At 45.6% G+C, this 13,989-nt stretch carries 11 protein-coding genes, 1 tRNA gene and 1 other annotated feature; of the genes, 10 read left to right on the top strand and 2 right to left on the bottom strand.

What is annotated here, in order from left to right:
* Window positions 1-2: 2 nt before the first annotated feature.
* Both gyrA and H0266_RS07455 read left to right on the top strand, forming a co-directional pair.
* Complete coding sequence (gene gyrA / locus H0266_RS07460; RefSeq protein ID WP_181471790.1) at window positions 3-2,573, top strand: DNA gyrase subunit A; 2,571 nt, start codon at window positions 3-5, stop codon at window positions 2,571-2,573.
* Between the two features lie 76 nt (window positions 2,574-2,649).
* On the top strand, window positions 2,650-3,744 hold the full coding sequence (locus H0266_RS07455) for an HD-GYP domain-containing protein (RefSeq protein WP_181471789.1): 1,095 nt from the start codon (window positions 2,650-2,652) through the stop codon (window positions 3,742-3,744).
* Window positions 3,745-3,763: 19 nt separating this feature from the next.
* Here the strand turns inward: H0266_RS07455 and H0266_RS07450 are convergent, their stop codons facing one another.
* Entirely contained in the window at window positions 3,764-4,471 is a 708-nt protein-coding gene (locus H0266_RS07450; protein ID WP_246363812.1) for a YaaC family protein, read from the bottom strand.
* Window positions 4,472-4,778: 307 nt separating this feature from the next.
* Here H0266_RS07450 and guaB point away from each other — a divergent pair, with 307 nt between their 5' ends.
* The 8 genes from guaB to H0266_RS07410 all read left to right on the top strand — a co-directional run bounded on the left by guaB (window position 4,779) and on the right by H0266_RS07410 (window position 13,343).
* The gene (gene guaB, locus H0266_RS07445; RefSeq protein WP_181471787.1) at window positions 4,779-6,248 is read left to right on the top strand and encodes an IMP dehydrogenase; all 1,470 of its coding nucleotides are present in this window, start codon (window positions 4,779-4,781) and stop codon (window positions 6,246-6,248) included.
* A gap of 104 nt (window positions 6,249-6,352) precedes the next feature.
* Entirely contained in the window at window positions 6,353-7,684 is a 1,332-nt protein-coding gene (locus H0266_RS07440) for a serine hydrolase (RefSeq protein ID WP_425484295.1), read from the top strand.
* A gap of 126 nt (window positions 7,685-7,810) precedes the next feature.
* Window positions 7,811-8,695, top strand: coding sequence for a pyridoxal 5'-phosphate synthase lyase subunit PdxS (pdxS, locus tag H0266_RS07435; protein ID WP_181471785.1), 885 nt, complete (start codon window positions 7,811-7,813; stop codon window positions 8,693-8,695).
* A 594-nt stretch (window positions 8,696-9,289) separates the two neighbouring features.
* Window positions 9,290-9,880: a pyridoxal 5'-phosphate synthase glutaminase subunit PdxT gene (gene pdxT, locus H0266_RS07430; protein ID WP_181471784.1), complete on the top strand. Its 591-nt coding sequence runs from the start codon at window positions 9,290-9,292 to the stop codon at window positions 9,878-9,880.
* Window positions 9,881-9,919: 39 nt separating this feature from the next.
* Window positions 9,920-10,143, top strand: a binding site (T-box leader).
* 52 nt (window positions 10,144-10,195) lie between these two features.
* A complete protein-coding gene (gene serS, locus H0266_RS07425) occupies window positions 10,196-11,470 on the top strand; it encodes a serine--tRNA ligase (RefSeq protein ID WP_181471783.1) in 1,275 nt (424 codons plus the stop codon).
* A 491-nt stretch (window positions 11,471-11,961) separates the two neighbouring features.
* Window positions 11,962-12,054, top strand: a tRNA-Ser gene (locus tag H0266_RS07420).
* A gap of 178 nt (window positions 12,055-12,232) precedes the next feature.
* Window positions 12,233-12,847 carry an NAD(P)-dependent oxidoreductase gene (locus H0266_RS07415; RefSeq protein ID WP_181471782.1) on the top strand — a complete coding sequence of 205 codons (615 nt, stop codon included), beginning with the start codon at window positions 12,233-12,235 and terminating at the stop codon, window positions 12,845-12,847.
* A 16-nt stretch (window positions 12,848-12,863) separates the two neighbouring features.
* Window positions 12,864-13,343 (top strand): NUDIX hydrolase, encoded by a 480-nt coding sequence (locus H0266_RS07410; RefSeq protein WP_181471781.1) that lies wholly within the window; start codon window positions 12,864-12,866, stop codon window positions 13,341-13,343.
* A gap of 15 nt (window positions 13,344-13,358) precedes the next feature.
* On the opposite strand, the gene H0266_RS07405 is transcribed toward H0266_RS07410, so the two are convergent.
* Complete coding sequence (locus H0266_RS07405) at window positions 13,359-13,907, bottom strand: hypothetical protein (protein ID WP_181471780.1); 549 nt, start codon at window positions 13,905-13,907, stop codon at window positions 13,359-13,361.
* Between the last annotated feature and the right edge of the window lie 82 nt (window positions 13,908-13,989).

The following is a 13,989-nucleotide window of genomic DNA, read 5'->3' as shown; positions in this document are numbered from 1 at the left end:
GAATGGTGGATCAACCCGAACGCCCCCGCGTACAGGAAATCAATATTAGCGAAGAGATGCGTACGTCATTCCTTGACTATGCGATGAGTGTCATCGTCGCCCGTGCTCTTCCTGATGTCCGTGACGGCTTGAAGCCTGTACACCGCCGTATTTTATATGCGATGCACGATTTGGGTATGCACGCCGATAAAGCATACAAGAAATCGGCACGTATTGTCGGTGAAGTGATTGGTAAGTATCACCCACACGGTGACTCTGCCGTATACGATACGATGGTTCGTATGGCCCAGGATTTCAACTATCGTTACATGCTCGTTGATGGCCACGGAAACTTCGGTTCAGTCGACGGTGATGCTGCCGCAGCCATGCGTTATACAGAAGCCCGCATGTCCAAAATCTCGATGGAAATCCTGCGTGATATCAACAAAGATACCATCGATTATGATGATAACTATGACGGTACAGAACGTGAGCCACGCGTATTACCGGCTAAATTCCCGAACTTACTCGTCAATGGTGGATCAGGAATCGCTGTCGGTATGGCGACAAACATACCCCCTCACCAGCTTGGTGAAGTGATCGATGCGGTCTTAGCATTAAGTAAAGATCCTGAGATGACCATTCAGGAACTGATGGAGAACCACATTCAAGGGCCCGATTTCCCGACTGCCGGTAAAATCCTTGGCTTAAGTGGCATCCGTAAAGCCTATGAAACAGGGAAAGGTTCGATTACGGTCCGTGCCCAAGTGGAAATCGATGAACAAGCGAACGGAAAATCACGATTGATCGTGACGGAATTACCTTATCAAGTGAACAAAGCGCGTCTCGTTGAGAAGATTGCGGATCTCGCCCGTGATAAGAAGATTGATGGCATCACCGATCTGCGTGATGAATCTGACCGTAATGGAATGCGCGTCGTGATTGAACTTCGCCGTGACGTTAATCCGAACGTGTTATTGAATAACCTTTATAAAATGACAGCTCTACAATCGACGTTCGGCATCAATATGCTCGCACTCGTCAATGGACATCCGAAAGTGCTGAACTTGAAGCAGTGCTTAGAGCATTATTTAGAACACCAAAAGGTCGTCATCCGTCGACGTACACAGTATGAGTTGAATAAAGCGGAAGCACGTGCTCATATTTTAGAAGGACTGCGTATTGCACTGGATCACTTGGATGAAGTCATCAAGTTGATCCGTGAATCTCAAACGACCGAAATCGCCCGCACAGGGTTGATGGAACGTTTCGGCTTATCCGAGAAACAAGCCCAAGCGATCCTGGATATGCGTTTGCAGCGTTTGACGGGTCTAGAACGTGAAAAAATCGAAAATGAATACCAAGAGATCATGCAGCTGATTGCTGAATTGAAGGCGATCTTAGCAGATGAAGAGAAAGTGTTAGAAATCATCCGTGAAGAATTGCTTGATATTAAAGAGCGTTATAACGATGAGCGCCGCACAGAAATCCTTCTCGGTGGAACAGACTTCATTGAAGATGAAGACTTGATCCCTGAAGAAACGGTGATTGTCACGTTGACTCACCAAGGATACGTGAAGCGTCTGCCTGCGAATACGTATCGTTCGCAACGAAGAGGTGGACGAGGTGTGCAAGGGATGGGCACACATGAAGAAGATTTCGTCGAACATCTTCTTTCTACATCTACACACAATACCTTGCTCTTCTTCTCGAACAAAGGGAAAGTGTATAAAGCAAAAGGCTATGAAGTGCCTGAATTCAGTCGTACAGCGAAAGGCATTCCTATTATCAATATGTTGAATATTGAGCGTGATGAGTGGATCAATGCGGTCATTTCGGTGGAAGACTTCGTAGATGATTGGTACCTCGTGTTCACGACGAAAAACGGAATCACGAAACGGACGACATTATCCCAATTCGCAAACATTCGCCGTGGCGGTCTGATCGCTCTCGGATTGCGCGAAGATGATGAACTGATTTCTGTCCGTATGACAGATGGTAAGAAGGACGTCATGATCGGTACTCAAAATGGATATCTGATCCGTTTCAATGAGGATCAAATCCGTGCCATGGGCCGTACCGCAGCGGGAGTGAAGGGTATTTCCTTGCGTGATGACGACCATGTCGTATCGATGGAAATCCTCGATGACAGCCTGCAAGTGTTGACGGTGACGACGAAAGGGTACGGAAAACGTACACCAGCCAGCGAGTACCGCATTACCAATCGGGGTGGTAAAGGGATCATTACGTGTAACTTGACCGACAAGAACGGTAAAGTGGTCTCGACTAAAGCCATCAACGGTGAAGAGGACATTATGATCATCACCGAGAGTGGTGTGCTGATCCGGATGCCGATGGAAAGTATTTCTGAAACAGGGAGGAATACACAAGGCGTTCGACTGATTCGCTTAGGAGACGGTGAAGAAGTAGCTACGGTCGCCCGTGTCGAATCTGAAAAAGAAGAAGAAGAAATCGTTGAAGAGGCGCTTGAGCAAGAGGCTCGAAACGAAGAATCTAATGAACAAGAAGATAACCAAGATACTACAACGACTAACACCCAAGATGATCTAGAGAACCCTGACGAAGAATCATAAGTCATTTCCATCGTCGCCTGTCGATTTCATGCGGCAGGCGACTATTTTTATCCTAATTTTGAGAGGTGGAACAGGTATGAAGGTGCATCCCTCCCAAGTCACAACGGGTTGTATTATTACCAAAGACGTCATGGGCATGACCCATCGTCCCCTTATTCCAAAGAACACAGTCATTCACCCGATACATATAAAAGTTCTCAAACAGTTCAAGGTACAAGTCGTCGAAGTCGCCAACAAATTGTCTGATGGTTCCCCGTTCATACCCGATGAAAAAATAGAAGATGATCAAGAAACGGTAACCACGAAGAAACCAAAAGAAGAAGCCAAAGTCTCTTTCCAGGATCAATACTTAGAAGCCGTTCAATCGTATAAGAAGTGGTTTGAAGATTGGCGCGGTGGTGCTCCCATAGATATGAACGCCGTGCGTAAAGTGATGGTACCTTTATTGGAGAGGGTAATCGAATCGAAACGTGATGTTTTCCTTTTGCACCATTTCTCTTCGAAGAATGAATATTTTTACCATCATAGTGTGGCCATGAGTTTAATTGCGGCGTTTCTTGCCTCTAAGATGAAATACGCCTATGGAGACTGGATCCAAGTAGGCTTGGCCGCTGTACTCAGTGATAGCGGGATGGCTAAAATCAACCAGAATATTTTACATAAAACAACGGCCCTCCGAGAAGAGGAGTTCAATCAAATTCGTACCCACCCGACGCTATCTTATCGTCTCGTTGAAAAAATTCCGACGCTTGGTACCAATGCGAAACTGGCGATTCTCCAGCATCACGAACGACTCGATGGGAGTGGCTATCCGCTTGGCTTAAGACAAGAGAAACTCCACACATACAGTCAAATCATCGCGGTAAGCGATATGTACCATGCGATGACGTCCGAACGGGCCTATAGGAAGAAGCATTCTCCATTTCGTGTCTTGGAGGAGATTCAAAAGGAGCAGTTCGGTCGATATGATCATACCGTTGTCCAATTATTCATTAAAGAAATGACGAATTATTCTCAAGGGACGAACGTACGCCTTTCGAATAACCAAAAAGCAGAAATCATTTTTGTCGAAGCAGCCCATCCGACGAGACCTATGGTGAGACTTGAGGATGACCATATTTATGCTCTTAAAGATCATACCGAACTGCATATAGAAGAAGTCTTAGACTAAAAAGGACCAGTTGACGTGATCATGACGTGAACTGGTCCTTTAACCATTCAGCGACTAACGGGGGAACATATTCCGCCACAGCTGTTAGGAAATGAGCGATGAAGACATAGTCGTCACGATCCCTCAATTGTTGCATTTCTCCCCACCACTCCCCCTCATACCTAACAAGCATACTCAAGTTATAAAGCACGGCAAAGTACGCCATAAGCGGCGGCCATGTTTCACCAGAACCCCTTACATCCTCCCCTTTCAACTTGTACAAATCGGTCATGCTGGCGATTTGCCGAAGTAGTTCATCCATAGAGACCTTCTCATTGGAGGATTCAAAGTTGAACAGATGGTGAGAAGCATAAGGAAAGAGTCCGTGGGGTTGAATTCGGATATCATCTTCAAGAAAGCGATAGTGCTGCTTTTTTCTTTTTCTCGTTGATAAACCATGCGCAAGCACTTTAGCCGTAGCAGGGTAGCCGGGGTCTACCGTCAACAAGCAGCTCTTCAAGTAATGATTCAGCCCATAATAGAACAGAAGCGGCTGAACACTTAAGGGTGTTGAACGAGCTGTCTGAAAGAAATCTTCTGCAAGCATCAATCCATGAATGAATCGTTCGGCATTCTGATAAGCATGATGATCCGCTTTCGGGTGTTCACTTTTCTCATAACACTGTTTCAGGAACGGTCGTGTATGAGACGTGACTTGCAAATAGGTTAGGAAGGTGGGTCTCTTCATCAACGCTTTTCTCCTTTCTGATGGATTGTTCAACGATTACGAAATCTGCAGGAAGAGAGCATTTTCGTTTTGATAACGCTATCATCTTTTATTCAAGATTTTTTGTCGATTTCCATGATTTTTTAGGTTGAAAAAGCCCAATTCTTATCGTATTGTAAATAACAATAAGATAAGCTTCATCAATGGATCTGGAAAGAATTTCATGGTTATATACCATCCCGTGCGAGCGATTCGTCAGGATGTGTTTTATTTCATAGGTTACCCACCTTTTACCCATACTATTTGAAATGAGAAGGAGAGATTGAGCATGCGTGAAGATAAGTTTGCAAAAGAGGGCTTAACATTTGATGACGTGCTATTAATGCCGGCTAAATCAGATGTGTTGCCACGTGATGTTTCATTAGCTACCGAGTTGTCTCCCACCCTGAAGCTGAATATGCCGATTATCAGTGCAGGAATGGATACCGTGACAGAAGCAGGTATGGCAATCGGAATGGCCCGACAAGGCGGTCTCGGTGTCATTCATAAGAATATGTCGATTGAAGATCAGGCTGAACACGTGGACCGTGTGAAACGTTCCGAGAGTGGTGTCATCACGAACCCATTCTTCCTTACTCCAGAGCATCAAGTGTATGATGCCGAACATCTGATGGGGAAATTCCGCATCTCGGGTGTACCCATTGTCAATAACGTGGAAGATTGCGTTCTCGTCGGAATCATCACCAATCGCGACCTGCGCTTCATTGAAGATTATTCCATGAAAATCAGTGAAGTGATGACGAGCGAAGATCTTGTGACGGCACCTGTAGGAACGACACTGGATGAAGCAGAGAAGATTTTGCAGACGTATAAAATCGAAAAACTTCCACTCGTTGATAATCAAGGGGTACTAAAAGGTTTAATTACGATTAAAGATATTGAGAAAGTGATTGAGTTTCCTCATTCAGCCAAAGATGAACAAGGACGTTTACTTGTCGCAGCGGCTGTTGGGGTGACGGCGGACGCCATGACACGTATCGATAAACTGGTCGAAGCAGGAGTGGACGCTCTTGTCGTGGACACAGCTCACGGACATTCTCAAGGGGTCATCGATCAAGTGAAGCGGATCCGTTCGAAGTATCCGGATGTGAACATCATCGCAGGTAACGTGGGAACACCGGAAGCGACTCGTGAACTTTACGAAGCTGGAGCGGACATCGTGAAAGTCGGGATCGGACCTGGTTCCATCTGTACGACACGTGTCGTCGCTGGTGTCGGTATCCCGCAAATCACAGCGATATTCGATTGTGCCGAAGAAGCGGAAAAACATAACAAAACAATCATCGCTGACGGTGGGATCAAGTATTCCGGAGATGTTGTAAAAGCCTTGGCTGCCGGTGGACATGCCGTCATGATCGGAAGTATGCTTGCTGGCGTATCCGAAAGCCCAGGAGATACAGAAATCTTCCAAGGTCGCCGTTTCAAAGTCTATCGTGGAATGGGATCGGTCAGTGCAATGGAATCCGGCTCAAAAGACCGTTACTTCCAGAACGAAGCAGAGTCTAAGAAGTTGGTACCAGAAGGAATCGAAGGCCGTATGCCGTACAAAGGACCTTTGAATGATACCATTCACCAACTGCTTGGTGGATTGCGATCTGGTATGGGATATTGCGGAACAGCTAGCATTGAAGCCCTTCGGAATGATGCGATGTTTACCCGCATCACCAATGCCGGTCTACGTGAGAGTCATCCGCATGATGTACAGATCACAAAAGAATCGCCGAACTACTCCGTTTGACCCGGTAAAACTTTGATAGACAGGGACTTTTCCCTGTCTATTTTTTTGTTAAACCATGTGATAAAATAACGAAGATGCATATTTTAAGGGTGGAGGTTGAGAAGTTGATACAAAAATTGAAAGCATCAGTAGCCGTGACACTGGTTTTGATTCTGAGTATGACATCTGTTTTCGCAAGTCCTGACCATACATACGCTGCTACCGTTGATGTAGGAGCAAAGTCAGCGATTTTGATCGATGCTGATACGGGGAAGGTTTTATTTGAGAAAGAGGCAGATTTGACCCTACCTCCAGCAAGCATGACGAAAATGATGACAGAATATTTAATCCTTGAGGCTATTGAAGAAGGTACCATTAGCTGGGATACGACGACACAAATTAGTCAATACGCTTACGATATATCGGCCAATCCGAATTTCTCCGGAGTAGGTCTTAAACAAAATCAAGATTATACCGTCCGTGAACTTTATAAAGCGATGGCGATTAATTCAGATAACGCGACAACCATTGCGCTTGCCGAGCTACTTGCTGGCACAGAAGGCGAATTCGTCAAGATGATGAATGAAAAAGCCGCTGAAATGGAGTTGCCTGATTATGAGTTCGTCAACTCTACAGGACTAAATAACTCCCATTTAGGTGACAACTTTCCAGAAGGAACAGCTCCAGACGCGACGAACCTTATGTCTGCTCGTTCCTCTGCATTGCTTGCGTACCACCTGACGAATGATTATCCGGAAGCTTTGGACTATTCTAGCATGCCGACAGCCGAGTTCGATGGTCAAACGATTACGAACTGGAACTGGATGCTTCCAGGAATGCCAGGGCAGTTAGCACAATTCAGCTATGAAGGTGTAGATGGATTGAAGACAGGTTACACCGAACTTGCCGGGAATTGTTTCACAGGTACGGCTGAACAGAATGGCCAACGCTTGATTGCGGTTGTGATGAAATCTGAAACGAGAGAAACCCGCTTCCAACAAACGGGCAAACTCTTCGATTACGGATTCCAGCAGTTTGAAAAACAGGAACTGTTCCAAGCGGGTTACCAACAAGAAGAGCAAAAGGACATGCCTGTCGCTAAAGGGAAAGAAGACCGTGTTCAAGTCGAGACAAGTGAGGCCTTACAAACGCTTGTGAAAAACGGAGAAGAAGAGCAATACACGGTTCAATACAACATTTCTGAAGATCAACTGGACGAAGAAGGTAATCTTGTCGCCCCTGTCAAAAAAGGACAGAAGATCGGGACAGCTGAACTTGTCTATAACGGAGAAGATGATTACGGCAACCTATTAGCTAGTAATCCGAATACTGTTGATCTCGTGACAACATCCGCTGTTGAAAAGTCCAATTGGTTCATGTTGATGCTGGGAAATATCGGCGAATTCTTCAGTGACATTTTCACAGGTGCGGTTGATATGGTTAAAGGCTGGTTCTAATCTCACCTTTACCCAATTAAATGAGTAGGATTTACTTATTTTATGAGTTACAATAAGGGATAGGAAATCACAATATTCATGAATAATTGCTTAATCAATAGAGCGAATTATAGGGAGGAACTTACTATGTCTCAAACAGGTACTGATCGCGTAAAGCGCGGAATGGCAGAAATGCAAAAAGGTGGCGTCATCATGGACGTCGTCAACGCTGAACAAGCAAAGATTGCTGAAGAAGCAGGTGCTGTAGCCGTTATGGCTCTTGAGCGTGTACCAGCTGATATCCGTGCCGCTGGTGGAGTAGCCCGTATGGCTGATCCAACGATTACAGAAGAAGTAATGAATGCTGTATCCATCCCGGTTATGGCAAAAGCACGTATCGGTCATATTACCGAAGCGCGTGTGTTGGAAGCGATGGGTGTAGACTACATTGATGAGAGTGAAGTGCTGACACCAGCTGACGAAATTTATCACATCAAAAAAGATGAATACACGGTACCATTCGTTTGTGGTTGCCGTAACATCGGTGAAGCAACTCGTCGAATTCGTGAAGGAGCTTCCATGCTTCGTACGAAAGGTGAACCTGGTACAGGTAACATTGTAGAAGCGGTCAGTCACATGCGCCAAATCCAAGCTCAAATCCGTCATTTGCGTGGTCTGTCTGAAGACGAAGTGATGGTATTTGCACGTGATAACAGTGCACCATTCGACCTTCTTATGGAAATCCGTGAAGAAGGCCGCCTTCCTGTCGTAAACTTCGCAGCAGGCGGAATCGCGACTCCTGCGGATGCTGCTCTTATGATGGAGCTAGGTGCTGACGGTGTCTTTGTCGGATCTGGAATCTTCAAATCCAACGACCCACAGAAATTCGCTCGTGCGATTGTCGAAGCTACAACGCACTATGACGATTACAAACTAATCGGCGAACTTTCTAAAGGCCTTGGAACAGCGATGAAAGGCATGGAAATGTCCACCGTAACAGGCGACCAACGCATGCAAGATCGCTCACAGTAAACAATAAGTGTGGACAAGCCTTAATAGAATAGAAAACAACTGCGGCGACCGTCCCAAGACGAGTCGCCACAGTTTTATATTTTTATAGAAACTCGTCTACACACGTTGTAGTAATCGGTAACAATTGATTTCGAGATGTTCTGAGGAGGATATGGGATGTGGGGAACGAGTCGCTTTCCGTGGGGCGTGCGCTGAGCCTCCTCGGTCGTACCTCCCTGTGGGGTCTCAGCTGTCCCGCTAAATCCCACAGGAGTCTCCCCGTTCCCCACATCCCTTGCTCAAATAGGTTCTCGAAATAACGTAAATACAGTAGTTATATTTGCCAATGTATCACCAGTGAAAGGTTCGTTAAGTATATGTGGATGGTTGGGGTGGGAAATGACGAGACTCCCGCGGGAGAAGGACTCAGGCGAGACCCCACAGGGAGTGCCAACGACCGAGGAGGCTTGCCGGTTCCCCCGCAGGAAAGCGAGTTATTTCCCACCCCAGCCTCATTTTCTAACATGGAGGACCTAAGAATCACACGTTTCTATGGTTGGATAGCTATCATTAATAAACCGTAATAAAGCCTATGAGAAAAAGGAGACATGCATCATGACGACAATCGGTGTTTTAGGACTTCAAGGTGCTTTTCGTGAGCATGTTCGATCTGTAGAAGCTACCGGCGCAACAGGCGTCGTAGTGAAAAGGAAAGAACAATTAGACGAAATCGATGGACTGATTATCCCAGGAGGCGAAAGCACGACGATGCGCCGCCTGATTGATAAATATGATTTTCTCGAACCGATCCGTGCATTCGGAAACTCAGGTAAACCGATCTTCGGTACGTGCGCCGGCCTCATTTTATTAGCTTCAGAAATTGATGGCTCTTATGACGTTCACTTAGGTGTAATGGATATCAAAGTACGCCGTAACGCATTTGGCAGGCAAAGAGATAGCTTTGAAGCGGACCTTGATATCGAAGGTGTAGCGGAAGGCTTCAATGCCGTCTTCATCCGTGCACCATATGTAGAAGACGTAGGGGAGAACACGAAGGTACTCGCGCGTTATGATGGCCATATCGTTGCCGCACAACAAGGGCATTATTTAGCTTGTTCCTTCCATCCTGAATTGACGGATGATCATCGTATTACCGCTCATTTCGTGAAGATGGTAGAAGAATCTAAAAAAACCCTTGCATTATAATTTCATTTCAGCTAATCTTATGTAACATAAACTAGAAATTTTAACGCGATGACAGGAACTAGTAGTAAGCCCTCTTTTCTTTTAGAGAGTCAGTGGTTGGTGCAAACTGATGAAAAGAACTTATGAATCCATCCTTGAGTGTCTGACGGAACGTAAGGAAGTCAGACCGGCGACTCACCGTTATGAGATAAGCCGGAAGGTCATTGTACCTTCAACTTGGGTGGTATCGCGGGAAGCATAAAACAAAAGCTCTCGTCCCTTTTCAACAAGGGACGGGAGCTTTTTTATTTTTTATAAAATAAAGGAGGAACTAGTATGTTAGACATGAAGTATTTGCGTCAGAATTTTGATGAAGTGAAAGGGAAGTTGAAACACCGCGGGGAAGACCTTTCTGAATTGGATGCCTTCGGGGATCTGGATAGCCGCCGTCGTGAGTTGATTCAAGAAACGGAAGAGTTGAAGGCTCGTCGTAATGAGGTTTCTAAAGAAATTTCTCAATTGAAAAAAGCGAAAGAAGATGCAGACGATAAAATTAAAGAGATGCGCGATGTCGGCGATCGTATTAAGACGTTAGATACAGAATTGAAAGAAGTCGAAGAGAAGCTCGAAACGATGCTTTTGTCTATCCCGAACATCCCACATGACAGCGTCCCTGTCGGAGCGGATGAAGAGGATAACGTAGAGGCGAGAACTTGGGGAGATAAGCCAGCGTTCACGTTTGAAGCGAAAGCGCACTGGGATGTTGCGACAGACCTAGGTCTTCTTGATTTCGAACGCGCTTCTAAAGTGACAGGTAGCCGCTTCGTATTCTATAAAGGATTAGGAGCTCGCCTTGAACGTGCTTTGTTGAACTTCATGATGGACCTTCATGCTGATGAACATGGTTATGAAGAGATGTTGACGCCACAAATGGTCAACCGCAGCGCGATGACAGGTACAGGTCAGCTTCCGAAATTCGAAGAGGACGCCTTCAAGATTGAAGGTTGGGACTACTTCTTAGTTCCAACAGCAGAGGTTCCGGTCACAAACTATCACCGTGAAGAAATCCTTTCTGCTGAAGACTTACCGAAAAAGTTTGCAGCGTTCAGCACGAATTTCCGTTCTGAAGCAGGTTCTGCTGGTCGTGATACTCGCGGATTGATCCGTCAGCACCAATTTAATAAAGTAGAGCTCGTCCAACTTGCTAAGCCGGAAGAATCTTATGATGTGTTGGAAGAACTGACAGGACATGCGGAGAAAGTCTTGCAGCTCCTCAAGCTTCCATACCGAGTCATGAGCATGTGTACAGCCGATCTTGGTTTCACAGCTGCGAAGAAATACGACATTGAAGTCTGGATTCCAAGCCAAGACACGTACCGTGAAATAAGCTCTTGCTCTAACTTTGAAGATTTCCAAGCACGTCGTGCAGGCATCCGCTTCCGTCGCGAAGAAAAAGGGAAGCCTGAATTCGTTCACACATTGAATGGATCTGGCCTCGCAATCGGGCGTACGGTTGCCGCTATCCTGGAAAACTACCAACAAGAAGACGGCTCTCTTGTCGTTCCAGAAGTCCTTCGTCCGTACATGGGCGGAAAAGAAGTCATCAAGTAATCATACAGAGGGAACCATCAAACAAAGATGGTTCTCTTTTTTGATTAGCTTTAACCGTTTCGTCATTAAGGTGTAGAAGAAGGTGGTAGGGAAATGAGTCGCTTTCCGTGGGGCGGGCGGTGAGCCTCCTCGGTCGTTCCTCCCTGTGGGGTCTCACCTGTCCCACTAATCCCACAGGAGTCTCCCCATTTCCCCCGACCACCTAACTATGTATTAGAAGACGAAACATATTTTAATAATGCTCACTCACATTAGAGTTAAAATGACGCTAAGTATAGAACAGAAGCGAACGGTTTTCCTTTCCCTCCTATACCATAGTTTATTAACAGACCAATCCACGAAATTATCATTGACATCTATTCTTGTTATTGGTTATACTAGCGTAGTGGAAAAAAACACGTCGTCATTTGTCGAATGCCTTTTGAAAAAAAGTTATCGAAAAATGTTGACGACATCAGACAAGCGTGATATTATATAACTTGTCGTCACACGGAGGAGTACCCAAGTTTGGCTGAAGGGAGCGGTCTTGAAAACCGCCAGGGGGTTAACGCCCCGCGGGGGTTCGAATCCCTCCTCCTCCGCCATTTTATTATCAACAATAGCGCATAAATATTGGAGATTTATAGAACAGAAATCGTTACATCGCGTAACGATTTTTTTTGTATTTTATAACCCTTTCTTTAGATGAACGCCCGCACTTATGTGTGGGCGTTTTTGGTATGTCCGCGTTATAATAGGGGAAAGAGTAAAGGGGGCCATTTTATGAAAATGATCGTTTTTGGAGCAACAGGAGGAACGGGACATGCGTTTGTAGAGCAGGCAATGGCAAATGGACACGAAGTGACGGCTTTTGTTCGCAATCCGTCCAAGCTAGCTATACAACATGACCGTCTACATATGATCGAAGGAGATGCCTTAAATGAAGAGGACGTCGTACAAGCGATCGAAGGACATGAAAGTGTCGTGTCTTGTTTAGGGTCTGAGAACCTGAAGAAGTCGGATGTACTGGAGCAAATGACAGGAAACATCGTCCGGGGGATGCAAAAGCACGGACTGAAGCGGATCGTTTATGTGGCTTCTGCAGGCATTCAGAAAGAGATTCCAGGATTTCTGGGCTGGATGTCTCAGCGTATCTTGAAAAACGTACTGAAAGATCACAGAAACGCAGTCAACGCCATCGTAGCTGCTGAACTAGACTATACGGTTGCACGCCCATTACGACTTCTAGACGGAGACGTAACAGGCGAGTATCGTCAGACAGATGTTGGGGTTCCGGAGAACGGAAAGCAAATCAACCGCAGCGATGTCGCTCACTTCTTATTAACATCCTTAGAAGAGAATCGATGGGTACGAGAAACCGTTGGACTGGCATATTGATTGTTAGGAGAGGGCAATGGGATATATAGAGGAGTTGCGATCTTTAGTCGGACATCGTCCTGTCATTCTCGTCGGAACGGTTGTGATTGTCGTGAACGATGAAGGGAACATACTGCTTCAACAACGCACCTATCCAGAAGGTGTTTGGGGCTTGCCGGGTGGTTTGATGGAGCTCGGTGAAAGCACGGAAGAAGTGGGAATCCGGGAAGTGTATGAAGAGACAGGCCTCACGGTGAAACAATTGAAGCTGATCAACATTTATTCAGGAGAAGATCAATTTTCGACCGCTGCAAATGGCGACCAGTTTTATTCGGTGACGGCCGCTTATTTTACAACAGACTATGATGGAGCACTTCAAGTTAATCGGGACGAAGCGATTGAATGTCAATTTATCGACGTGCGCGATTTACCTGAAAAAATGATCGGAAGTCACCGGATGATGATTGGCGAGTTTATAGACAAATTTGGTTCTATTATTCAGGCAAGGCAGTCGTAATCTGCCTTGCCTGAATCAGTTCGGATACACCGTTTCGTATTGCTCCTCAACCCGCTCGCTTAACTCTGAATCTCTATCGGAAAGATCGTCTAACGTGTCGTACCACGCAATAGAATCCTCTTCAGGAATCGTTTCTTGCAAGTATGTAAAGATTCCGGTTAAAGCCTGTACCTTTTGATTGATCTCTTCTTTGAGATCCGTGACATCTTCTTCCGTCTCCATGCCGGTTTTGAACTGATAGAGATCTTCGTTCAAGTCATGAAGGAGATTCACGATTTCATCCGTGTGCTCCATTCTTTCCCAACGTCCAGCATCGTTTTGAATCATCCCTGTTCGAATAGCAAATTGAACATCCCCATCATCTGATTCAATCAAATCTTCCCATACATTCGCGTTCATAATTCCAACATCACTCAGTGATTTCGATGTTGTCCATTCCATGAATCTCCCCACTTCCCGTTTCTCCTCACGCTGTTCGTGAAATGACTGGTAATGAAAAAACAAGGAGAAACCAAGCGCAGTAGAGATGATGATCAACCACATCTTCCTCTTAGGCATTTCCATTTATTTCTCTCCCTTCTTCTTTCATTATGTCAAAATGGGGGAAGGCGAACAATAAAAAATCCTGCAGCGGGTGGCTGCAGGA

The sequence above is a fragment of the Halobacillus locisalis genome (assembly GCF_013694105.1).
GTDB classification, from domain to species: Bacteria; Bacillota; Bacilli; order Bacillales; family Halobacillaceae; genus Halobacillus; species Halobacillus locisalis.
Note: the sequence above shows the minus strand (reverse complement) of the source record. Positions and strands in the feature narration are given on the sequence as shown.